Here is a 24,160-nt window from a genome sequence, read left to right on the forward strand (position 1 = left end):
AGGAGCCCGAAAGCCCACCGGCGCCGCGAGTGATATTGGAAATTTCTTGTCAAAGTCTAGCCCGTATCATCCACTTCATACTGTATTGTAACCCCACGCTATTTAACGATTTCCAACCTGTCGAGTTGCCAAATGCTGCGAGAGTAAATCACCTCGGTCTGGTACTTGGTATCACTGTCATAGGGATATACGATCCATAGCGGACCTTTCTGCCGCCGGGACATCGCCACGCCATCCATCTCATAGGCGACAATCGGGTCCTGCGCCGATATTGAGCCCAAAGGTATCTCAACCGCGTAGTCGTTGATCGCCGTTGCCCGGATCGTAGCACCCTCTGCTCCGATCTGTTCCAGCAACACAGAGAGGGGAACGCCGACAAAGCTGGTCTCGCCTTCAGTCCAGATCGTCGAAGTTTCAAAGCTGCGCTGCGGTAGCGCCTGCAACATTTCCATATCGAACTGCGCCGTCCCGTCGGGGCCGGTCTGTGCGATGTTGCCCGAAGCGGTCAGGACGACTTCTCCTTTCGGAGTTCCCAAGTCTTCGGCTTGCGCAGGCGTCAGGCAAATGGTGAATGCCGCTGTGAGAATCGCAAAAAACAGGCGCATCTCGGTCTCCATCTTTGTGACCTTAAGAAACCAGAAAGGGGTCCGTAGCGACAGATGGTCATGAGGATATGCACCTATCCGAACGGATAGATGCCTCGGTCTCATGCGGCGGTAGACAGCAGATTCATGCGCTGTCGCAACATGGTTTTGAACCCGTCACGCAGCTCGGCACGTTCCAATGCAAAGACGGTGGTTGCCTCAAGAAACCCGGCGACCGACCCACAATCGAAGCGCTCTCCTTGAAAAGCGAAACCGCGGCATCCGGTCGCTTCGATGTCGGCCGCGATCGCATCGGTCAGTTGGATTTCATTGCCCGCACCGGGCGCCAATCCGTCCAACTGATCGAAAATAGAAGGGTGCATCAGATAACGCCCGACAATGCCAAATTCTGACGGAGCTTGATCGGCAGTGGGCTTTTCGACCAACCCTTTCAGATGTTGCACCTGCCCTGTCCTATGCTCGATATCGACCACGCCATAGGCGCTGATCCGGTCGGATGGGACGGCTTCGGTTGCAATCATATGGCTGCCTTCAAAGTTCTGGACCATTTGCGCCAGAACCGGGCGCTGCGCGTAGATCACATCATCAGGCAGGATCACGGCAAAGGGTTCATCACCGACAATGTCACGTGCCAGAGAGATTGCATGGCCCAGACCGCGCGGGCTGTCTTGTTGGATAAAGCTATATGTCTCATCCTCAAGGTTCGTGCGGCGCAAACGGTTCAGCAGGGTGGTTTTGCCGCCATCCTTCAGTTTACGCTCCAGTCCCGAGTTGCGACCAAAATACGCCTCCAGCGCGGATTGGCCGGTTGAGGTGATGAAGATGAACTCATCAATCCCGGCCGCGCGGGCCTCGTCCACCGCATATTGAATCAAGGGGCGGTCAATCAGCGGCAACATCTCCTTGGTCACCGATTTGGTAGCGGGCAGAAACCTTGTGCCGAGACCCGCGACCGGAAAAACAGCTTTGCGAATACGTGTCATTTCAATGCTCCTAGGTTTGATCAGTAAGCGCCGCGACCTGACACGACGGCACGTGCGGTCATTGCGATGAGGATGAGGTTTAGAAGGGGCGAACGGGAGCGGACATAGGCTGTATCCAGCTCGATCATGTGGTCAAAGCCGATGCCTGCGCGGCCCGAAACCTGCCAGAGGCCGGTGATGCCGGGACGCACCTGCAGGCGCTCCAGCGCTTGTTCGGGATAGGCAGCAACCTCTTCGGGCAAAGCCGGGCGCGGGCCAACCAGCGACATATCCCCTTTCAGCACATTGAAGATTTGCGGCAATTCATCCAGCGAGAACCGGCGCAGAACCTTCCCAACGCGGGTGATGCGTGGGTCATTTTTGGCTTTGAAGCACACGCCGTCTCGATCCGAATGGGTGAGCAGATCCGCACGTCGCGCTTCGGCGTCCGGGGTCATTGAGCGAAACTTGTACATCGTGAAGGGCACCCCGTTTCGACCGATACGTGTCTGCCGAAAAAAGGCGGAGCCGCGACTGTCCAATCGCACTAATGCGGCGATTGCGGCCATGGGCAGGGCCAGAAGAGACAGCGCGACCACCGCCAAAGTGAGGTCCAGCAGGCGACATGCTGAGACCTTGGGAACAGAATTGTGCACGGCTCGCCCGAGGAATTCGAAATTGCCCAATAGATATCTGCGGGCCATACGGCGGGGCTCGATCGCCAACCGCCATGCCCACTCCATCCGGACGCGCCGAACACTACGCGGTGCCCGGCGCACGTTGCCAGCCAGGAAGTCAAACAAAGCACCCACGCCCAGCGCGACGCAAGGGGCAAGCCGGTGGCGGTTCTGCATAATCCACAGCTCCTGCAGCGGGACGCCCATCGCGACCAACAGGATGTCTGCGCCAGACTGGTTGATATCGTCAATCGCCTCATCAACCCGCGCGGCCCCCGCGTAGCCATCACGCGTACCAGCCACGGCCAAATCGGGGATCATGTGCTGCAACCGCGCCGCCGCCGCCTGAGCTGTTCCGGGACTTCCCCCCAAAAGGTAGACCGACTGCCCAAAACGCGCAGCGCGTTTCAGCAGTTTGGGCACAAAATCCGTGCCGTTTAGGTTCTCGGTCAACTGGACGCCTTGCAACTTTGCCGCGACGTCTACACCAATTCCATCAGGTAGGATCATATCTGCCCGGGCCAATGCTGCTCGATAGGTATGGTTGCGGGCTCGTATGTTTGCGCAATGTGCGTTCAGGAAAAACACAGTCCGGCGTGTCCCATCCAGCAGTTTGGAGATCACCTGTCCGGATCGAGCGTTCACAACTGGCAGACCCATTAACTCAGTCTTTTCCAGAGTTGGTATGGGTGTTAACTGCGCGCCTTTATACATATCTTGGACTGACAGGAACTGCATAGAACTCTCCGATCAACAATAACAATCTGAGGCTTTAGACTGCCAATGAGACCCTGCAACCGATAGGCGAGCATCCGGAGAGGGATCGGAGAATAGGTCTATTCAAACGACCCCGCAGCACATAGCGTGGTGAAAACGGCCCGCTGACCTATCCGATTGGATATTCACCTGTCCGTCAGGAAGGCTTCATGCCATGGGTTCAATGATTTATCGACGCATTTGGGTGTGGTTGGGGGCAGACGGAGGTTTGAAATGAAAGTTCTTATTGCTGACGACCACGAGCTTATTTTGGACACGCTCGTTGCCTTCATAGATGCAGCAGGCGGGATCGAGGTGGAGACCGCGCCGGATTTCCCAGCCGCGAAAACTTTGATTGAGAACGACGGAGCCTTTGATCTGGTTCTTCTGGACCTGAACATGCCCGGCATGAACGGGTTGGCCGGACTTGAAACCTGCATCGCTTTGGACGGTGCCCAGCATGTGGCCCTATTTACCGGCGACACCTCGCGTGATCTGGCGCAACGCGCGCTAGAGCTTGGTGCAGCCGGTTTCGTCCCAAAAACTTTACCGGCTAAATCTCTGGTCAACGCGATCCGCTTTATGGCGATGGGGGAACAATACCTTCCTGCGGGTTTCATGAACGCAGAGCAGCCGGAAGACTCCCACCCCATGGCTCAAAAACTGACAGAGCGTGAGCGGCAAGTTCTGAAAGGGCTGACTGAGGGCAAATCCAACAAGGAAATCGCTCGTGATCTGGATCTGTCCGAGCCGACGATCAAACTGCATATGAAGACTTTGTACCGTAAAGTTGGTGTCAGCAATCGAACGCAGGCCGCCTTGGCCGCGCGCGAGGCTGGGTTGTTCTAGGCCTCACTATCCGAAGGGATAGGGGACGCTCCCAATCCCCTCGGCCCCTAGCCTGCTGAGCGAATGATCAGCAATCAGATGCGGTGTATCACCCTTGTAAGAAAGGGTTTTTCCATGCCGCAACAGATTTCGAACTCTTCTGAGTCCACGCGCGACATGCAATTTCTGCATTGGGTGCGCATTTCCCGATCCAATTTCAGAACGCTCGGGTGGCGTCGTTTCGTAAAGGGCGGGCGCCTTAGCGATGTAGGCCGCCTGCCCCGTTACGTGGCATTATACTTTCTTGGGGCGAGTTGCATCTGGGCCCCGATCAGCGGTTATTTGGCGACCGCGCCTGTCAAATACACCTCTCACGCATCATTGATCCTGCCAGGATCTGGCGCTTCGGCATCGGTCAATCTGGCCAATATCGGTCAGGCATCCTCATACGCGAATTCCGCCTTTGCCAACGGGTCAATCAGCCCGACCGAGACGTATAAACGTTTGTTGTCGGCCGACCGTATCCTCGACGCGGCAGCCAAGGCGGTAGAGGCTGACCGGGACGCGTTTGGAAAGCCGCGGGTGCAACTGGTCGATCAAACCAGCCTGATCCATATCGAGCTTCAGGCGGCCTCTCCGGCAGACGCTCAGCAATATGGTGACGCCTTGGTGGCCGCCTTTTTCGCTGAGATTGACGCCCTGCGCGCCGATGAAATTACCACTCGCGAGGCCAGCAATACCGGTGCGATCGAAGACTACACGCGCGCAATTCAGGCCACGCGGGCCGAGATCAAACAGCTGCAGTCGCAAAGCGGTCTGATATCGGTCGTGCAATACCAAGAGCAGGTCGCCGCTAATGACCGTGCAAAGCAGGAACTGCGAAAGCAGGAGAGCGAGCTGGCACGCCAATCGGAACGCGTCGCCGCGCTTCAAGTCGCGTTGAATCTGCCCTCTGACGCAGCGGCGGCAACGCTGAAACTCTATGCTGATGCGCAGTACCTATCGTTGCTTGAGGATGTGTCGGTGGGGGCTGCAAAGCTGGCGCAAGCCGACGCGACCTACGGATCGCGCCACCCAATCTATGTGAATGCCCAGAACGACTATGAAGGGGCGCGTTCGGTTGCTTTAAAACGCGCGGCGCAGGTGACTGGTCTTGAGGTCGAGCAGCTCGGTGGACTGGATCGCGCGCCGGAAGGGCAACGGGCGCAGTTGCTCAGCGAGTTGGTGCGCGAAGATGCCTTGCGCGCCGGATTGGAAGAGCATGTCGCGACACAGCGCGCACAAGTTCGTCTGGAAACCCTGCGCCTGTCAAACCTCGCCCCCATCGCCGCTGAATTGGAGGATCGGCAGAGAGATTTCGCCGTGGCAGAAGCCGTGTTCGCCTCTGCCATCGCTCGGTCCGAGTCGAAAAAGACCGATGTCTATGCCTCCTATCCCTTGATCCAAGTGCTGGAGAACCCGTCTCTGCCGACTCGCCCGTCTTCGCCGAACAAGAAGATCTCGATTGCCGCCGGGATCGTTGCAAGCCTTATGCTGCTGATGGGTTTGGTTCTGGCATGGATCCGAAACCCGCTGATCTCAAAGCTGCTGAAAGACCAGAAAGAGGCCGCAGTTTGACGCGTGTGGCCCCTCAAACGCCAGCCGAAAAGATCGTCTGGTGTACGCTGATCTGGACATGGCCGTTTTACGGGCTTGGCGCGCTGTATGTTGTCGGTCCGGTGCTAGGTTGGATGTTGGCTGCGATAGCCGGGGTGTCACTTTATCTCGGCCCGGCGATCCGCTTGGATCTGCGTGCAACGGGCCCTGTACCTGCTCTGGTCTGGATCTGGAGCGTTGGCATGCTGGTGATGCTGGTCTCACTATGGGCAGGCCACGCGGATTGGAACCTCGGCACCACCAATACGATCAAATCGAGTATCGGATGGGCAAAGGGTTGGGCGCTGATCCCGTTGTTTATCCTAGCAGGGGCGGTTTTGCCAATACGGCGCGAGGTTTTGGTCAGAGGGCAATGCGTGGTGGGCCTTTGGACCTTGTGCCTTCTGCCGTTGCTCATTGCCGCCCCCTATGCCGGTTTGCCGCATCTGCTGTTTACATCTCCCCTTAAAGCAGTGGGCGGCCCGGGACCTGAATATTTCTCAGTCTACCTGTATACAATCGACCCCGCCAGCGGCACGCCGCGGTGGCAGTTCTTTGCGCCCTGGTCGCCATTCGCGGCCTTGTTGGGCGTCTGCATGGTCCTATTTGCCCTGGAAGAAAAGCACCGCAGCTGGAAGGTCGTCGGCTTGGCTGCCGGAATTCTGATGATCCTTATGTCCAAGTCCCGAATGGGCATTGTTGGATTGGTGATCTGCTCGCTGTCACCCAGCCTCTTGCCACTTGTCGCCCGCAGCTCGGGGTGGATTCTTTTGTCTGCAGTCACCACCGCCGTAGCCGTTTGGGGCGCAGTCTTTGTTGAGTTCGGCAACCGAGCCCTTTACAGCTTCAAATCCGCGCGCGCCGACAGTACCCGCGTACGCGAAACTCTGCAGCGTATTGCGTATGAGCGCTGGCAATCGGATGCGGTGGTTTTCGGGCACGGCACAGTCAGACCCGGAGCGCATCTTGTTGAGTACATGCCGATAGGCAGCCATCACACCTGGTACGGGTTGCTATTCGTGAAAGGGCTGACCGGATTTACAGCGTTTCTCGTTCCTTTCCTCGTTCATTTAGCAATCGTCACCCTGGACGCAATAAAGTCGGAACGCGGGAGGCTGCCGCTCGGACTGTTGCTCACAGTTCTCCTGCTGACCTTTGGAGAGAACGTTGAAATCCAAACCTATCTCCTCTGGCCGACTCTACTCATGCTCGGATTGCATTTGCGAGAGGTCAAATCAGTGCGTCTGGGAAGCTGATGTGCCGTTAGGATTGTTGCGACGCCAGCGTAGTGTCAGCGGTCACTCTTTTGGGTCGGGTCCTTCACTGCTGCTAGGGACATATTGACCATGTAAAGTGAGTACTTTCACATCGGGTATCCGCCCTGTTGGTTTTTTAGCGGCTGCCGCAAAGCGCGGAAAGCGGACGTTCGCCCAATACACTGAAAGGCAGGTTTGTCCGCAGAGCAGACACCCATTTAAGTTGCAGCGAAGGTCCGCTCCGAGCCCATACTCACCGATGCTGCGCTTTGAACAAATGACCGCTCCGTAGTCACCAGTGAAATCTGGATCCGCATATGCAACCAATGTCTTGACTATGATTTCGGCGGTCCGGCTCAATCTAAAAACATCAAAATTCTGACCAATTATGCATATCTCAGATTTGTAAATGGAATACTCTATGCCAACCTTGGAGGAACCACATGACAGATTCTGATACGATTTCTCTTGGCTATGATCCCGATCCATCGCGTTCCAGTTCACTGCGAGCGGAGGCCTACACGGAAGAAAAGTGGTTTGACGCTGATCTCAAGGCCATCATCTCCAAGACCTGGCAGTGGGTCTGTCATGTGGAAAAAACCCGCGAGCCAGGGTCCTACGTTACAATCGAGATTGCAGGGAAGCCTATTGCCGTCGTGCGCGACAAGGAGGGCACGTTGCGTGCTTTCTACAACGTCTGCAAGCACCGCGCCCACGAACTGCTTTCTGGCGAAGGAAACACAACTCGGATAATGTGCCCTTACCATGCTTGGGTTTACAAGTTGGACGGGCAGTTGGCCCGCGCGCCCCACACCGAGAACCTAGAAGATTTTCGCACGGATGAGATTTGCCTCGACGCGGTGCAAGTCGAAGAGTTTTGCGGATTTGTATTCGTCAATCTGGACCCAAAGGCACCCTCTTTGGCGCAGCAGTCAGGCAATCTGGAAACTGAAGTGCGCCACTGGGCACCGGACGTGGATCAACTGACCTTCGGGCACCGATTGACCTATGACATCAAATCAAACTGGAAGAACGTCGTTGATAACTTTCTTGAGTGTTATCACTGCCCGACGGCCCATAAGGATTTCTGTGATCTTGTTGACATGGATACTTACAAGGTCACAACCTATGGCATTTACTCCAGCCACATGGCCGATGCGGGGAACAGCCCCAATGCCGCATATGACGTGTCGAACGCCACGGTCAAAACCCATGCGGTTTGGTGGCTTTATCCGACAACTTGCCTGATGCGGTATCCGGGTCGGTCCAGCATGATCGTGCTCAACGTCATACCTGTCGGGCCGGACCGGACGTTGGAGACCTATGACTTTTTCCTCGAAACGCCTGAGCCCGACGCGATGGAGCTGGATGCCATTCGCTATTTGGATGAGGTGCTGCAGGTTGAAGACATCAGTCTTGTCGAATCTGTGCAGCGTGGTATGAGCACACCTGCTTTCACCCAAGGCAGGATCGTCAATGACCCGGATGGGTCGGGCAAATCTGAGCATGCGGTGCATCACTTTCATGGGCTGGTTCTGGATGCCTACGCCAAGGGTGCAACGTGACGCGGGCAAACATCCTTGTGATCATGGCGGATCAGTTGGCCCCACATTTCACGGGGGCTTACGGGCATAGCGTTGCCAAGACCCCGCATCTTGATGCGCTAGCGGCGCGAGGGATGCGCTTTGATGCGGCCTATTGCAATTCGCCGCTTTGCGCGCCGTCGCGGTTCGCCTTTATGTCGGGCCAACACATCTCCCGAATCGCGGCCTATGACAATGCATCAGAATTCAAGGCGTCTGTTCCGACCTTCGCGCATTACCTAAAGTCGCTGGGCTATCGCACGTGCCTGTCAGGTAAGATGCACTTTGTCGGCCCTGATCAGATGCACGGGTTCGAAGACCGCGTGACGACCGATATTTACCCGTCGGATTTTGCATGGACGCCCGACTGGGAAGCCCCCGATGAGCGGATCGATAAGTGGTATCATAACATGCAGACCGTCAAGGAAAGCGGTCTGGCGCATGCGACGTTCCAGATTGATTACGATGATGAGGTTGGCTTTGCCGCCAAACGGTGGCTTTTCGATGCGGCACGTGACAAAGCGCTAGGGCATGATGCGCCCTTTGCGATGGTTGCCAGCTTCATTCATCCGCATGATCCATATGTCGCCCGTCCCGAATGGTGGAACCTCTATTCAGACGACGACATCGACATGCCGGTCTTTACGCCTGCTTTGGATGATCAGGACCCGTTCTCGCGCCGCCTGATGGATGGGATCGAAGCGTCCTATGTGCCGCTGACAGAGGAAGAGGTGCGCCGCGCGCGCCGCGCATATCTGGCAAATGTCAGCTACTTTGACAGCAAGATCGGCGAACTGGTTCAAACGCTCGAAGAGATTGGAGAGCTGGACAATACAATCGTGATCGTCACGGCAGATCACGGCGACATGCTGGGCGAACGTGGGCTGTGGTACAAGATGAATTTCTTTGAACATTCGGCCCGCGTGCCGTTGGTCATGGCGGGACCTGGCGTGGCGGTTGGGACAGCGCGAAACGCTGTGTCGCTCGTGGATATGTTGCCAACGTTTATTGAGATCGCTGGCGGTAGTGAAAGCATGATCGGCGAACCTATAGATGGCCGAAGCCTTATGCCCTTGGCGCGGGGCGAGGACGACCCCGTTGATGAGGCAATCGGCGAGTATTGCGCTGAAATGACGGGCTTTCCCGTCATCATGATCCGGCGTGGTTCATTGAAATACATCCACTGCGATAGCGATCCACCACAGCTGTATGATCTGAGCGTTGATCCGTTGGAGACAAGAAATCTGGCCTCCGACCTCAGTTACAATGAGGCCGCTCAAGCCTTTGCTGATGAAGTAGCCGCGCGGTGGGATGGCAAGGCATTGCGTACAAAGATCATTGCAACCCAAAAATCCCGCCGCGCGCTGCATGCCGCGATGGAAGCAGGCGCAAGTGTGCCTTGGGACTACAACCCACCATCCGACGCGAGCAAGCAATATGTGCGTAACGATATGGATTGGACCATTGCGGCCAAGCGTTACCGTTATCCCCCATTGAAGGACCAAGACCAATGATGCTGAACGGAAAAATTGCCCTCGTTACAGGGGCAAGGGGTGGAATCGGACGTGCGATTGTGGCGCGTTTCGTCAAAGAAGGTGCGACAGTTTACGCCGCAGACCTGACGCTCGAAGGGTCACTGGACAGGCATGACAATGACGGCAGCCACTTTGTAAAGCTCGACGTAACACAGGAGGCGGACGCAATCGCCGCGATGGATCAGGTCCGCAACGCTCATGGCAAGCTTGACGTCTTGGTGAACGCAGCAGGGATCGAGATTGAAAAGACGGTCGAAGACACCACGCTGGAGGAATGGAACCAAAGCTTTGCGGTGAATTCCACGGGTACTTTTCTAACCTCAAAATACGCTATTCCATTGATGCGCGAAGCCGCGAAATCTGGCAACAGCGCCAGCTTGATCAACTTTGGGTCTTACGATGGGTTCATCGCTGACCCCGGCCTTGCCGCTTATTGTGCAACCAAGGGGGCGGTGCATGCGCTAACCCGTGCAATGGCCTGCGACCATGGCCCTGAGGGTATCCGCGTCAATGCGATCTGCCCCGGCTATATTGATACTCCGATGCTGCAGAGTTTCTTCAACGGTGACGGATCTGGCGGCGGGGGGGGCAACATCGAAACACTTCAAAAAGCTGTCCGGGACGTGCACCCGATGCGTACCTATGGAACGCCAACGGACATTGCCAATCTGGTCAATTGGCTGGCCAGCGACGAGGCGCGCTATGCCTCTGGTCAGCTTTGGGTTTTGGACGGGGGGCTGTCTGCGCAAGTGCAACAGATGAAATTGTAATGCCCAAGTCAGTCATCATCACCTGTGCGCCAACGGGCGGTATTCACACGCCGTCAATGTCGCCCCACCTGCCGATCACACCTGCCGAAATTGCAACAGCAAGCATTGAAGCGGCAGAGGCTGGCGCGTCTATCATCCATCTGCACGCGCGACATCCCGAGACCGGCAAGCCAGATCCCAGACCTGAATTGTTTCAGCAATTTCTGCCTGTGATCAAACAATCCACTGACGCGGTGGTGAATGTCTCAACCGGCGGCGGATTGGGCATGTCGATGGACGAGCGTCTGTTGGCCGCGACTTCGACGAGCCCGGAAATGGCCTCGCTCAATATGGGCAGCATGAACTTTGGCATCTTCCCGATGCTTCAGAAATACACGGAATTTCAGCACGATTGGGAACGTCCATTCCTTGAGATGACGGAAGACTTCATTTTTCCCAACACGTTCAAGACCATTCGATATGCGATTGAGAAACTGGGGGGTGATCATGGCACCAAGTTTGAGTTTGAATGCTATGATCTGGGCCATCTCTACAACGTCAAATGGTTCGTGGATCAAGGGCTTATCAAACCGCCGTTCTTCATCCAGATGGTCTTTGGCATTTTAGGAGGCGTTGGCGCTGACCCTGATCATCTGACTCATATGCACAATACGGCGGACAAACTTTTTGGCGCTGAAAACTATGAATGGTCTGTACTGGCAGCAGGACGGCACCAAATGCCTTTCGCTACACAAAGCGCAATGCGCGGTGGCAATCTGCGTGTCGGGCTCGAAGACAGTCTCTTTATCGGCAAGGGAGAGCTTGCCACATCGAATGCCGAGCAAGTGAGCCGCATTCGCACAATCATCGAAAATCTGGGCCTTTCAGTTGCGACACCGGCAGAAGCACGCGAACGCCTCGCACTAAAAGGCGGCGATCGGGTTGGGTTTTAGAGAGGACCACATGCAGACAAAGATGTTAATCAATGGCGAAATGGTTGAAGGGGGCGGCGCGCCGATCTTTGTCGTGAACCCAGCCACGGGCGAAGAGATTTGCAAGATCAATTCCGCGACGTCCGAACAGGCAAGCGCTGCGGCCGCAGGGGCCCACGAAGCCTTTGAGACATTTGGCCAGACCAGCCCTGCAGAACGTTCTGAGCTTTTGACCAATATCGCAACTGTCTTGGAAGAGCATGTCGAGGAACTGGCGGAGCTGGAAAGCTTGGATGCCGGTAAGCCCTGGCCCTCGGCTTTGGATGACGAAATGCCGTTGACGCTGGACACATTCAAGTTCTTTGCCGGTGCGGCGCGCACGATGTCTGCCGTTACTGCGGGCGAATATGTGGCCGGTCATACCAGCATGATCCGCAAGGATCCGGTTGGCCCCGTAGCCGCGATTGCGCCATGGAACTATCCGCTGATGATGGCGGCTTGGAAGCTGGCAGCGCCATTGGCAGCTGGCTGCCCGGTCACGCTGAAGCCCTCGCAGCTGACGCCGCTTTCCACGCTGAAAGCCGCCGAGCTGATCGCAGGTGTTGCGCCCAAAGGGGTGGTAAACGTGCTGCACGGCCCCGGTCGTGAGATTGGCGAGCAGATGATCAACGATCCACGGACTGAGGCGATCTCGATCACGGGTTCCAACGCGACGGGTTCTGCCGCGATGGCTGCAGCCTCTCGTCAAATCCGCCATGTGCATCTGGAACTGGGCGGGAAAGCCCCGGTCATTGTTTTTGACGATGCTGATATCGATGCGGTTGCCGAAACTGTGCGCTATGGTTCGTTCTTCAACGCCGGTCAGGACTGTGCACAGCCCTGCCGTTTGCTTGTCGCTGATGAGGTCTATGACAAGGTCGTCGCCGCCGTTGTTGATCAGGTCAGCCAGATCAAAGTTGGGGCTCAAAAGGCCGAAGGCACCGAAATGGGGCCGATCATCTCGGCCGCGCAACGCAACGCTGTAGCGGGGTTTGTCGACCGAGCGCGCGATAACTGCGACGTTGTATTGGGAGGCAACATGATCGACGGACCAGGTTTCTTTTATGAACCCACCGTGCTGATCAATGTGGCGCATGATGCCGAGGTATTCTGCAACGAGATCTTCGGTCCTGTCGTGACCATCTCGCGGTTTGGCGACGAAGAAGAGGCGCTCAAGGTGGCAAATGCAGGCCCGTTTGGTTTGGCCTCATCCGTCTGGACCAACAATACCGGTCGCGCGATGCGGATGTCTTCGAAGTTGCGCTATGGCTTTACGTGGGTGAACACGCATGGTGTTGCCACGCCTGAAATGCCTTGGGCCGCGATGAAGAGCTCTGGCACTGGTTGTGATATGTCGGTCTACGCCTTGGACGCTTATACCGCCGTGCGCCATGTGATGGTCGCGCACTGATGCGGTTGGCTGGCAAACGCGCTTTCGTTACAGGCGGCAGGCAGGGCATCGGGCGCGCTATCGTAGAGGCCTTCATGGCCGAGGGTGCGGACGTTATCACCTGTGGTCGGGGACCAAAGCCGGATGGTTTGAGTACTGATTGGATATCTTTGGATGTGTCAGATGCCGCCGCCGTTGGCGAAGCTGCGCAAGAGCTGGGTGTATTGGACGTCATCGTAAACAACGCTGGCGTCCAGGTTGAAAAGACTGTTGTGGACAGCACTGACGCCGATTGGGATTTGGTTATGGGAGCGAATGCAAAGGGCGTTTTCAATGTCTGCCGGGCACTCATTCCGCAAATGCAGGAGGGTGGCTCCATTATCAACCTCGGGTCGATCTCGGGCAATGTCGCGGACCCGTCGATGGCGCTCTATAATGCGTCAAAGTCTTTTGTGCACGGGCTCACCAGGTCCATCGCGGTTGATCACGGACCGGCAATTCGCTGCAATGCGATCTGTCCGGGCTGGATTGAAACCGGCATGCTAGATGCAGGGTTTGAGCTTGCCCAAGACCCTCAGAAAGCGAAGACCGACGCATTGGCACGGCACGCGGTCAAACGCTTTGGCAAACCTGCTGACATAGCAGCAATGGCTTTGTGGTTGGCCTCTGACGATGCATCGTTTGCAACGGGCCAATTGTTTACTGTTGACGGTGGCATGACAGCGGCCTCTCCTCTTAATCCGGGGTTGTTCTGATGTCTCAGATTGAAAGAACCGCCATTCTTGGAGCCGGTGTGATCGGGGCAAGCTGGGCGGCATTGTTCCTCGCCTCGGGCCGGAACGTAACTGTCTTTGATCCTGACGAAAACGCTGAGAACGCCGTGCGTTCCTACGTTGAAAACGCATGGCCTGCGCTGGAAGACCTAGGCTTAACTGAGCGCGCGACACCTGACGCCATCACCTTTGTGGCGACCGCTGCCGAGGCCGTCACAGAGGCGCAATTCGTTCAGGAAAACGCGCCTGAGCGGTTGCCCATCAAGCATGCAATCTATGCGGAGATTGAGCCCGCGCTGGCTGCTGACGCAATTGTCTCCAGCTCGACATCGGGTCTGACGCTCGAAGCGCTCCAAGAAGGGTGGCGCGATCCCGCGCCACTTATTCTTGGCCACCCCTTCAACCCGCCGCATCTGATCCCGCTGGTGGAACTGACAGCGAATAAGGCCACCGGATCAGACATTCTGGACCGCACAGAAGCGTTCTACAATGACATCGGGAAAGTCACGATCCGCATCAAGAAAGGCATGCCGGGGCATGTAGCCAACCGGTTGCAGGCCGCAGTTTGGCGAGAGGCCGTTCATATGGCCGTTGAAGGTGTTGCCAGCGTCAAAGACATAGACAAAGCGATGTGGGCCGGACCGGGATTGCGTTGGGCCGCAATGGGACCAACCACTCTTTTTCACTTGGGCGCGGGCGCAGGCGGTTTGCAGGCTTTTTGTGACCACTTCAAAGACACGTTCAACAGCTGGTGGGACGATCTGGGTGATCCACGCTTAGACGATGATGTGATCAGAAAACTGGTCGATGAAATGACAGCGCATGCACACGGGCAAAGCACCGAGGAACTCTCAGCGCAGCGTGATGAGATGCTGACAGCTATGCAGAAGGCTACGAGACACCTTCGGACCTAATGTCAGGCTTGAACATTGGCCAGGCGCGAAACTCGAACGGCACACGACCTTCAATGCGATCAGCAGTGGGCGTCAGGCCGAACCGGTTGCGGTAAGCGCGGCTGAAATGCACTTGACCGTTGAACCCCGACGCCTCTGCAATCTCGCTGAATTTCAGCTCGGTTTGCGTGACGAGGCCACGCGCTCGATCAAGGCGGATATCTCTGTAGTATTCGACGGGTGACTTTTGAACATACTGCCGGAACAATCGGCCCAGTTGCCGCTGTGAAACGCCTAACTGTTGAGATATAGCGGGAATTGACAACGTGGTCTCCAAATGCGCTTCCATAAGGTCGATCGCATCTCGGACAACGCCAGATGTGACATACCCAAGCGGCTCCACATCCTTGGGGTTTTGTGACTGACCTTCCCCACGCACATCATGGTGAAACAGATACCGCGCTGAGGCGTTTGCGATGCTCTCGCCAGCGACGGAATGGACAAATCTCAAGCCAAGGTCGGTTGCCGCTGATCCTCCACAACATGTGAAGATCTTGCCATCTGTTACAAACATGTTCTCAGATACCGTCGTGTCCGGTGCAATTTCGGCGAAGGCATCGATATGCTCATAATGGACTGTCGCAGTTTTGCCCTTTAGCAATCCAGCCTGCGCGAGCACAATTGCACCCGTATCCAACCCACCAACTATTGCACCGCCTGCATCCCATTTTTGAAGAGCCGCCTTGAACTGGCGTGTCCCGTGGCGTTCAGGCGTCCAGCTTGTACTTACGAGAACGAGCCAAGGCTTGCCCCTGACCACGTTTGCCAAAGGGGCAGTATCAACCACCAGGCCGCTGCTGGATTCGATGTGACCACCAACCTCCGAAACATAGGTCCAGGAAAACCGCACCAATCCTGACAGGTAATTCGCAGTTCTAAAAGGATCGATGAAAGATGTCGTTGCCGAAACGTTAAAATGCGGGCTCACCAAAACAACGATGCCTAACGTTTGATCAATTGATTTCGCCATGGCTGATTTTGTAAAGTAAGGTCCAAAAATATCAAATCGATTTCTTTTCTTTCATTTGTTTGGTGTCTTTTAGAGTTCCAAAACCAACAGCTTGCCGGGGACAGAAAGCAGTCCTGGAGTAGTTTAGAAGCACCACAAGCAGACCTTGGCGCAAATTTGACGAAGGCCCGCTCTGTCCGCATAGCGGTCGTTTGCTGCAACTTGCTTGAATGTCTACTTTGCGAACAAAGCTGCCATTGATTGTCCAACGCAATCGGCACTCGAATTACCTCGGTCGGTGAGTAATCCGCATTAAACTTGTTCACTTTCCAACCGGCGTCAGTTCTATTGACACCATACTTATTGGTCACCCAGCGATATGGTAGTGTTCTTGCGCAGACAACACGTTGGATCGTGAATTGACCGTGTTTAGGTTTTCCCCGTCAAAGTATCCCCACCTACAATGCACTGCCACCAGCAAACGTAGTGGCAAGCGCTGTAAACGATGTCGTCGCCCTGGGTCGGCCGTATGCCGGATGCATGGGGCTGGAGGCCGATGCACAGAGGCACGTCAAAAACCAGAACCTATGTCGGATCGAATAACCTGAGAAATCGGATGGTGAAGATGGGACGCCGCCTCGCGCGCACCGCCGTTAGGGACGTCCCGCGAGAGGTCGAACTCGAGTTCGCTCGAAACTAAGCCGCAAATGTTCCGCAGCCCGATCACGAGAGGTTTCTACTCGCACTAACGGCGGCGCGACCAAGCCGGCAAAAAGGGTCGCGTAGTGGCAGATATTGCAGGCGTCAAACAATACTAATTTCAACGGAGCAACGAACGGGAAACAAATTGTGATTAGAAATTAGACAATTACGGACCAGTTTTGTGGTAGACTAGGATGAACTTAGCGCGCTGGGACGAAGGAGTACGAAACCTAGAGGAATTTTTGAAAATGGAGATTTTCGAGCAGTTTGCAGAAGAGTATGGGCGGACAAAGCTCATCGAAATGACATTGCAGGACTATTTGCTGGAATGTCGTGAAGACCCAACTATGCGGGCTACCGCAGCCGAGCGGATGATCGCCGCGATTGGCGAGCCCGAGCTTATTGATACCAGTCAGGATGCTCGGCTCAGTCGCATATTTCTTAATCGAACAATCAAGCGATACAAGCCCTTCCAGGACATATATGGCGTCGAAGAAACCATCGAGCGCATCGTCGGCTTTTTTCGCCATGCCAGCCAGGGTCTCGAGGAACGCAAGCAAATCCTCTATCTGTTGGGTCCAGTCGGTGGGGGCAAGTCAACGCTTGCCGAGATCCTTAAGAACCTGATGGAGCGGCAGCCGATTTATGTACTGAAGGCGGATGACCAGATCAGCCCAATCTTTGAGTCGCCGCTTGGCCTTTTCGACCGTGCGCGGATGGGGGATATGCTGGAGAACAAATACAATATCCCCAAACGGTTGTTGAACGGATTGATTTCGCCCTGGGCTGTCAAACGCCTGCAGGAATTTGACGGCGATATTTCCAGATTTTCGGTTGTCAAACTCTACCCGTCGAAACTGCGCCAGATTTGCGTTGCGAAGACTGAACCGGGCGATGAAAACAACCAGGACATCTCTTCGCTTGTCGGAAAACTCGATATTCGCAAGCTGGAGGAATTCAGCCAGAACGACCCAGACGCCTATTCCTATTCCGGTGCTCTGAACCGCACCACGCAGGGGTTGATGGAATTCGTTGAGATGTTCAAGGCGCCGATCAAGGTCTTACATCCGTTGCTGACCGCCACGCAAGAGGGGTCATATGCTGGTACGGAGAATATCGGTGCTTTCCCCTTCCAGGGTGTGATAGTTGCGCATTCGAATGAAGCGGAATGGCAGCAGTTCAAAAACAACAAGAACAACGAGGCCTTTCTGGATCGGATCAGTTTGGTCAAGGTTCCCTATTGCCTACGTGCCTCGGATGAATCCCAGATTTACGAGAAGTTGCTTGAGGAAAGCAGCCTAGGTGAATCTCCCTGCGCACCCGAGACGCTGTCTATCCTGAGCCAGTTCAGTGTTTTGACTCGGCTAAAAGAGCATGAAAATTCGCCAACATTTTCTAAGCTCCGTGTCTATGATGGTGAAACACTGAAGGATACCGATCCCAAAGCGCGGTCAGTGCAGGAATATCGGGATGCGGCCGGGGTGGACGAGGGGATGACGGGCACATCGACCCGCTTTGCCTTCAAAGTGCTGTCCGAGACCTTCAATCACGACACCGAGGAAGTGGGCGCCGACCCGGTTCATCTGCTTTATGTTCTTGAACAGGCAGTGAAACGCGAGCAATTCCCCGACGAGATTGAAAGCCGGTATCTATCTTTCATGAAAGACGATCTGTCGCCGCGATACGCGGAATTTATCGGCAACGAGATCCAAAAAGCCTATCTGGAATCCTATTCTGACTTTGGTCAGAACCTTTTTGACAGATACATCTCTTTTGCAGATGCATGGATCGAGGATCAGGACTTCAAGGATCCGGATACCGGCCAGATTCTCAATCGTGGCGTTCTGGAACAGGAGCTTGAAAAGATCGAAAAACCGGCCGGAATTTCCAATCCCAAGGATTTCCGAAACGAAGTGGTCAAATTCGTGCTGCGCGCGCGGGCCAACAACCGCGGTCGTAACCCTGACTGGCGCAAATATGAAAAGCTGAGAAGGGTTATCGAAAAGCGCATGTTCGGCCAAATTCAGGATCTGTTACCGGTCATCAGCTTTGGCGCTAAGCGGGACAAGGAAACCGAAGCCAAGCATAACGAGTTCATTGATCGCATGATCGGCCGCGGCTACACGCGCCGTCAGGTCAGGCGCCTGGTTGAATGGTACATGCGGGTCAACAAGGCAGGATGAGGAGTCTATGCTCAAATGGCCCATTTCATCGATCGAAGGCTAAACCCCAAGGATAAGAACCTTGGGAACCGCAGGCGGTTTCTGCGTCGGGTTCGATCTGCCGTCAAAGAGGCGGTTGACGAAAGTGTGCGGCGTCGGAAAATCGCTGATGTCGACCAGCAGGAAAATATCTCGGTATCGTCAGAAGGGATCGGGGAGCCGCATTTTCAACATGACAGCAAAGGTGGTTCCAGACACCGGGTTCTAACAGGAAACAAGACGTTCAAGGCAGGTGACCGGCTCAAGAAACCCCCGTCGGGTCAGGATGGGCAAGGCGGACGTGAGGGGGCACCCGATGGAGAGGGCGAAGACGAGTTCATGTTCGTCCTGTCGCGGGACGAGTTTCTTTCCATGTTCTTCGAGGATCTCGAACTGCCCGACATGGTAAAACGCAGTCTGAAAGAGGTTGCCGTCTCCAAACCGCACCGCATGGGATATACTGCCGCTGGGACGCCCGCCAACCTCAGTGTTTCGCGAACAATGCGCAATGCGTTCGGGCGACGTCTCGCAATGCGGCGCCCGACAAACACCGAGATACAGGCTCTTACGCAACAGGTTGAAGAATTGGAGGCGTTGGAAAAACCAGATGCGGTGCGAAAGGCGGAAAGGCAGTTGCTGCGTGAGCAGCTCGACAAGATGCTACGGCGACGCAAGATCATTCCCTACATTGATCCGCTGGACGTACGTTACAAGTATTTCGAGATGCGCCCCGAACCGGCAGCTAATGCGGTGATGTTCTGCCTGATGGACGTTTCGGCCTCGATGGGAGAGCGGGAGAAGAGCCTTGCTAAGCAGTTCTTCGTCCTCCTGCATCTTTTTCTCAAGCAACGCTACGACAAGATCGAACTAGTATTTATCCGCCACACGCAGATTGCCGCGGAAGTCGATGAAGATACCTTCTTTCACTCCCGCCAAACCGGTGGGACGGTCGTGAGCAGCGCGCTTAACGAGATGAAAAAGATTATCGAAGCCCGCTATCCGTCCGCACTGTGGAATATCTATGCCGCGCAGGCATCGGATGGTGAAAATTTCAGCGGAGACTCGCAACTGTGCGCCGACCTGCTGAACAGTGAACTGATGAAGTGGTGCCAATATTTCGCCTATACGGAGATCGTCGACGAGACCGAAGCCAATCTGATGAACAGCGAAGACAATGGTATGGAGCTGTGGCGCTCGTACCGACAGGTCGCAGAGGCTTGGCCAAACTTCGCCATGAAACGGATCGCGCGCGCCAGTGACATCTACCCGGTTCTGCACGAGCTGTTTGCACGCAAGACGAACGGAGTTTCCAATGGCTGATCCTGCCGAAGCTAAGGCGCCGCTGTTTGACGGAGCGGAATGGGATTTCGAGACCATCCAGCGCAGCTTTGACGCGATCGAATGTGTGGCGATTGATGATCTCGAACTTGACGTCTATCCCAACCAGATAGAAATCATCTCGTATCAGCAAATGCTGGATGCCTATTCGTCGACCGGGATGCCGCTCATGTATAGGCACTGGTCCTTCGGGAAGCGTTTCGTTCACGAAGAAAAAGCCTACAGCAAAGGTGCAAACGGTCTTGCCTATGAGATCGTCATCAATTCCGATCCCTGTATTTCGTACTGCCTCGAAGACAACACTATGGCGCTTCAGGTCCTTGTGATTGCCCACGCGGCCTTTGGGCACAATCATTTCTTCAAGAACAATCACCTGTTTCGCCAGTGGAGTGATGCACAGGGTATTCTCGACTACCTCGACTACGCGCGCGGCTTTATTGCCCAATGCGAAGAACAGCACGGGGAACGCGAGGTTGAGCAATTGCTGGACGCCGCCCACGCGCTCATGCCGTCCAGCGTTTTCCGGCATAGGCGCCCACCCCACTCATCACTCGCGGATGAGAGAACCAGACAGCGTGAGCGGCGTATCGAAGAGGAACGGGCGGTACACTATTTGTGGGACGCCTTCGATCATCCCACACAGTCATCGAAAACCGATGAAGAGGCGCGGAAACGCAAGCGTGAAATGGGGTTGCCAGAAGAAAATCTGCTTTATTTCGTTGAACGCCACAGCCCGGTTCTGGAGTCTTGGCAACGTGAAGTTTTGCGTATCGTTCGCAACATAGCACAGTATTTCTATCCGCAGCGCCAAACCAAAGTGATGAATGAAGGGTGCGCCTGCTTCGTTCACTATTACATCACCAACAAGCTGCACCGCGCCGGTCTGCTGACGGATGGCGCCATGCTGGAAATATTGCACAGTCATACCAATGTGCTGACGCAGCCCGGCTTTGACGCTCCGAACGCGATGGGGATCAACCCTTATGCGCTGGGTTTCGCGATGATGCAGGATATCCAGCGCATCTGCACCGACCCGACCGAGGAGGACCGGGAATGGTTTCCGGACATAGCGGGAAGCGGTGCGTGGCGCGATATATTAAAGGATGCCTGGGCCAACTATCGGGACGAGAGCTTCGTGCAACAGTTCCTCAGCCCCAATGTCATGCGCCGATTCCGCATGTTTTCACTGACCGATGACGAAGGGAAACCTTTCTATACAGTCGACGCAATTCATGACGAGCGCGGTTATCACCAAGTGCGCGATACCTTGGCGCACGGTTTCGACGTTTCGGAACACGATCCCGATATTCAGATCGTTGACGTAGACTTGATGGGCGATCGTCACCTCAGGTTAAATCACTCCGTGCGCAATGGTGTGCCGTTGAACAAAAAGGCGTCCGAAGCGACTTTAGGCTATCTGCAGCAAATCTGGGGTTTTGATGTGGCGTTTGAAAACTAGGTTCGGGACCCATTGATATCCGCTTTGCGGCGTGATTCATCGTTCAAAGAATGAGCGGTGACCTTTCTGATCTTCTCTGGCTGAGCCATGCGCAGATGGTGCGTCTGCAGTCCTGTTTCCCAAAGCCCCACGGCAATCTTAGGGCGACAGCGGACAGCGACAGTACCAGAGCATTTTGATCAAGATAATGTCGCGCGGATATCGACGCGCTATGGAAAGATTGCGCCGAGTTATTGTTATCTTCACGTTTGGGACAGCGATGCTTCTGTTGTACCGAAGGTTAATGCAACAAAACCGCGTCAAGAAACCCACCGATCTGGGGTGATCCACAGGTCACTTCAACCTAATAACTAAACGGGGCCAGTTCTTTAGCAACCCGAAGCCCATCCACATCCGAACGGCTTAGCGCCAATTCCAGATCAAAGCTCGCTGCGCAAACGCCTGAACTCAGCATGGCAGGCGCAAACAGTGATCCAACTTCCTTACCCCAGTTGGCAACATCTATCAGAGCGTCCGTTTAGGTATGGTGATCTTAAATAAGTGCACAATCTCCAAGCCTGTAAAAACACAATAGTTGCTCATTAGAATGCCTCCATGCTGTTGCGTGTCTAGATGCCCGCCAAGGGCAATGGGCGACAGATCTGGATTTAGGCCTAGCCCGCGGGCAAGTACATTGGCCGACCGGTCATACTGACATTGCACCCACCCTCATCACATATGACGGAATGTCTTGCGCGCCAGTCGGTTTTCGTCGGTTTGGGCCACACGTATGCAATCTCCAACAGGCTGTGCCCCGATTTATGTCATGCCCATCGGACATTGCCGCTGACGATCATTTTTTATGCCCAGATATTGGTCATGCGGCCTCGCGATGCAGGGCCTGACACAGGCAGTGAACGCCACCGCCGCCCAAGGTGAACATCGACATATCAGGATCATAGACCTGGAACCCAAGGGCCCGCATTTTTGCGTTTAGGTCGGTAGCACCAGCCATAGACAGTACCTTGCTATCCCCTAGCGCCACCAGATTAACCCCGAGGTTTTTGGCTTCGCGGAACTCGACATCAACTATTTCAATGCCCCATCCTTTGATAACATCCACCAACCAAGGCTCCATCGCGTCAATGCAGGCCACGGCAAGTTTCTCGGCCAACGGAACGATTAACCCGTCCATGTGGACAAACTCGCGACTGATCGGGGCAACGACTGCCTCCCAACCCTCGGCGCGTACAAATTCGGCTACTTGTTCCGATCCCTCTTGCTCAGACCGCTCACCACAATAGCCAATTAGAACACGGCCAGGTTCGATGATGTTGAAATCACCGCCTTCAAAGTGTCCTGCGGTCGCAAATTTCCAAATCGGGATATTGTTGTCCTGATAGAATTTTATCGCGGTGGCATAATCCGCACGCCGACACTTCAACTGCATATGGCAAATCAAAGCGCCCCAGGGGGTCATCGCCGAGCTGTCACGGGCGAAGAAATTGCGGTGAAGGACCGGATCACTGTCCAGATAGTGACAGTTCACGCCGTTTTCTTCGTAAATCGACACCATTTCAGCATGTTGTGACATCGCCTGTTGTAGATCAAAGATCGCGCCGGTTTTGTGCGCATTGGCCAACGTCCGACCGATCAATGGGCCTGCTTCAACCCATTTGAAGTATTCAGGACGACCAAGCAGAACATCCGTGAGTTTTGCGTAATCGTTGTTGATTCCCCAATTGGGCGCATTTTCCGCGTTCAACGCCATGGTGCCATTTCCTCTGGTCTCATTCCTTGTATTGCAAAGCTTGGCACGGCAATTACAATTATAAAATTACAAAATAAGTGATACTATTTGCATAAACGTACAAGTAAAAGTCATGTATGCTGCCTCCTTCCTTATCGAAAGCCGACATTCATCTGCTGCACGTGTTTTCTGTCGTCGTTGAAGCACGCGGTTTCTCGGCAGCACAAGTTGTTTTGAACGTGTCCGCTTCGACGATTTCGCGCCAGATATCCGATCTCGAAACGCGTTTGGGTCTGAGACTGTGCCAGCGAGGACGCAAGGGGTTCCGCCTAACCGACAAAGGAGAAATCGTCTATGCAGCCTCTCGCAAGCTTTTTGCAGCATTGGATTTGTTTAATGAAACCGTAGACGGGACGCGCGGGAAACTGGTCGGTCGGTTGACTATCGGAGCAATCGACAATTGGGTTTTCAATGACAACGCGCCTATCGTACCAGCTTTGTCAGAGTTTGCTCGTATTGCGCCAGATGTGGCCATCGAATTGCATTCAGTTGCGCCTGGCGATATCGAGATAGGGGTTCAGGACGGACATATCGCTTTAGGCATCGGAGTGTTCCACAATAAAAAACCGGGGTTGATATATGAGCCGCTGAAAACGGAACGAATTGGCCTGTATTGTGGACAAACCCATCCTTTGTTCAAAGCAGAAACGAAGGCCGCCGTTGATGAATTTCTTTCTCAGGCAAACTTTTGCAATCGTGCCTATTTGAACGAACAAAAAGTTGCGCCGGTTTCACGCGGCTTACGCTCTACAGCCAAAGCGCATCAGATCGAAGGCGTTGCCATGTTGGTGCTGACTGGTCGTTTCATCGGCTATCTTCCCGAAGGCTTGGCTGATATCTGGGTACGTCAGGGACGAATGCGCTCAGTCGGAAATGGTCGGTTCGATCAGAAGTCGCATATCACGCTCGTCCTCAAACGTGGTGACGAACCAAATCTGGTGGTTAAGACCTTCACAGAACTACTTGTACGCGCATGTAAATCTGATCTGTCTTCAGATTCCTCTCTGTGGGCAAGGTCTGCTACTCTCCCTAATGGCTGATAGTCTTGC

General features: G+C 54.8%; 19 protein-coding genes. 14 read left to right on the forward strand and 5 right to left on the reverse strand.

Features of this window, described 5'->3' with window-relative positions; all coding sequences use genetic code 11:
• Window positions 1-98: 98 nt before the first annotated feature.
• The 3 genes from ACR0M2_RS09965 to ACR0M2_RS09975 form a co-directional block, all read right to left on the reverse strand.
• Window positions 99-605, reverse strand: coding sequence for a putative pterin-binding protein (locus ACR0M2_RS09965; RefSeq protein WP_480704886.1), 507 nt, complete (start codon window positions 603-605; stop codon window positions 99-101).
• A 101-nt stretch (window positions 606-706) separates the two neighbouring features.
• Window positions 707-1,588 (reverse strand): UTP--glucose-1-phosphate uridylyltransferase, encoded by an 882-nt coding sequence (locus tag ACR0M2_RS09970; RefSeq protein WP_480704887.1) that lies wholly within the window; start codon window positions 1,586-1,588, stop codon window positions 707-709.
• 20 nt (window positions 1,589-1,608) lie between these two features.
• Window positions 1,609-2,982, reverse strand: coding sequence for a WecB/TagA/CpsF family glycosyltransferase (locus ACR0M2_RS09975; protein WP_480704889.1), 1,374 nt, complete (start codon window positions 2,980-2,982; stop codon window positions 1,609-1,611).
• 252 nt (window positions 2,983-3,234) lie between these two features.
• On the opposite strand from ACR0M2_RS09975, the gene ACR0M2_RS09980 reads away from it, so the two are divergent.
• The 10 genes from ACR0M2_RS09980 to ACR0M2_RS10025 all read left to right on the forward strand — a co-directional run bounded on the left by ACR0M2_RS09980 (window position 3,235) and on the right by ACR0M2_RS10025 (window position 14,634).
• Entirely contained in the window at window positions 3,235-3,849 is a 615-nt protein-coding gene (locus ACR0M2_RS09980; protein ID WP_170350203.1) for a response regulator transcription factor, read from the forward strand.
• A 114-nt stretch (window positions 3,850-3,963) separates the two neighbouring features.
• Window positions 3,964-5,445 (forward strand): GumC family protein, encoded by a 1,482-nt coding sequence (locus ACR0M2_RS09985; protein ID WP_480704890.1) that lies wholly within the window; start codon window positions 3,964-3,966, stop codon window positions 5,443-5,445.
• A gap of 5 nt (window positions 5,446-5,450) precedes the next feature.
• Entirely contained in the window at window positions 5,451-6,719 is a 1,269-nt protein-coding gene (locus ACR0M2_RS09990; protein WP_480704957.1) for an O-antigen ligase domain-containing protein, read from the forward strand.
• Between the two features lie 443 nt (window positions 6,720-7,162).
• Window positions 7,163-8,284, forward strand: a complete 1,122-nt coding sequence (locus ACR0M2_RS09995) for an aromatic ring-hydroxylating oxygenase subunit alpha (RefSeq protein WP_480704892.1) — start codon at window positions 7,163-7,165, stop codon at window positions 8,282-8,284.
• Window positions 8,281-9,816 (forward strand): choline-sulfatase, encoded by a 1,536-nt coding sequence (gene betC, locus ACR0M2_RS10000; RefSeq protein ID WP_480704894.1) that lies wholly within the window; start codon window positions 8,281-8,283, stop codon window positions 9,814-9,816. The genes ACR0M2_RS09995 and betC overlap by 4 nt, the downstream gene beginning before the upstream one ends.
• Window positions 9,813-10,607 carry an SDR family NAD(P)-dependent oxidoreductase gene (locus ACR0M2_RS10005; RefSeq protein WP_480704896.1) on the forward strand — a complete coding sequence of 265 codons (795 nt, stop codon included), beginning with the start codon at window positions 9,813-9,815 and terminating at the stop codon, window positions 10,605-10,607. The genes betC and ACR0M2_RS10005 overlap by 4 nt, the downstream gene beginning before the upstream one ends.
• Window positions 10,607-11,539 carry a 3,5-dioxohexanoate:acetyl-CoA acetone transferase gene (kce, locus tag ACR0M2_RS10010; protein WP_170393431.1) on the forward strand — a complete coding sequence of 311 codons (933 nt, stop codon included), beginning with the start codon at window positions 10,607-10,609 and terminating at the stop codon, window positions 11,537-11,539. Before ACR0M2_RS10005 ends, kce begins: the two co-directional genes overlap by 1 nt.
• A 10-nt stretch (window positions 11,540-11,549) precedes the next feature.
• On the forward strand, window positions 11,550-12,968 hold the full coding sequence (locus ACR0M2_RS10015) for an aminobutyraldehyde dehydrogenase (protein ID WP_480704898.1): 1,419 nt from the start codon (window positions 11,550-11,552) through the stop codon (window positions 12,966-12,968).
• Entirely contained in the window at window positions 12,968-13,702 is a 735-nt protein-coding gene (locus tag ACR0M2_RS10020) for an SDR family NAD(P)-dependent oxidoreductase (RefSeq protein ID WP_480704900.1), read from the forward strand. The genes ACR0M2_RS10015 and ACR0M2_RS10020 overlap by 1 nt, the downstream gene beginning before the upstream one ends.
• Entirely contained in the window at window positions 13,702-14,634 is a 933-nt protein-coding gene (locus ACR0M2_RS10025) for a 3-hydroxyacyl-CoA dehydrogenase NAD-binding domain-containing protein (protein ID WP_480704902.1), read from the forward strand. The genes ACR0M2_RS10020 and ACR0M2_RS10025 overlap by 1 nt, the downstream gene beginning before the upstream one ends.
• On the opposite strand, the gene ACR0M2_RS10030 is transcribed toward ACR0M2_RS10025, so the two are convergent.
• Window positions 14,612-15,460, reverse strand: coding sequence for a GlxA family transcriptional regulator (locus ACR0M2_RS10030; protein WP_226688868.1), 849 nt, complete (start codon window positions 15,458-15,460; stop codon window positions 14,612-14,614). The genes ACR0M2_RS10025 and ACR0M2_RS10030 overlap by 23 nt on opposite strands.
• A gap of 1,112 nt (window positions 15,461-16,572) precedes the next feature.
• Here ACR0M2_RS10030 and ACR0M2_RS10035 point away from each other — a divergent pair.
• From ACR0M2_RS10035 to ACR0M2_RS10045, 3 genes are read left to right on the forward strand one after another with little or no spacing between them, the layout of a single operon-like run.
• Window positions 16,573-18,507 (forward strand): PrkA family serine protein kinase, encoded by a 1,935-nt coding sequence (locus ACR0M2_RS10035; protein ID WP_170359454.1) that lies wholly within the window; start codon window positions 16,573-16,575, stop codon window positions 18,505-18,507.
• Window positions 18,508-18,522: 15 nt separating this feature from the next.
• Window positions 18,523-19,845: a YeaH/YhbH family protein gene (locus tag ACR0M2_RS10040; RefSeq protein ID WP_480704904.1), complete on the forward strand. Its 1,323-nt coding sequence runs from the start codon at window positions 18,523-18,525 to the stop codon at window positions 19,843-19,845.
• Window positions 19,838-21,322 (forward strand): SpoVR family protein, encoded by a 1,485-nt coding sequence (locus ACR0M2_RS10045; protein ID WP_480704906.1) that lies wholly within the window; start codon window positions 19,838-19,840, stop codon window positions 21,320-21,322. Before ACR0M2_RS10040 ends, ACR0M2_RS10045 begins: the two co-directional genes overlap by 8 nt.
• An 856-nt stretch (window positions 21,323-22,178) precedes the next feature.
• Here ACR0M2_RS10045 and ACR0M2_RS10050 read toward each other — a convergent pair.
• Window positions 22,179-23,072 carry a dimethylarginine dimethylaminohydrolase family protein gene (locus tag ACR0M2_RS10050; protein WP_170350195.1) on the reverse strand — a complete coding sequence of 298 codons (894 nt, stop codon included), beginning with the start codon at window positions 23,070-23,072 and terminating at the stop codon, window positions 22,179-22,181.
• A 116-nt stretch (window positions 23,073-23,188) separates the two neighbouring features.
• On the opposite strand from ACR0M2_RS10050, the gene ACR0M2_RS10055 reads away from it, so the two are divergent.
• A complete protein-coding gene (locus tag ACR0M2_RS10055) occupies window positions 23,189-24,151 on the forward strand; it encodes a LysR family transcriptional regulator (protein WP_170550587.1) in 963 nt (320 codons plus the stop codon).
• Window positions 24,152-24,160: the final 9 nt, after the last annotated feature.

The organism is Ruegeria sp. BE10, assembly GCF_056538905.1.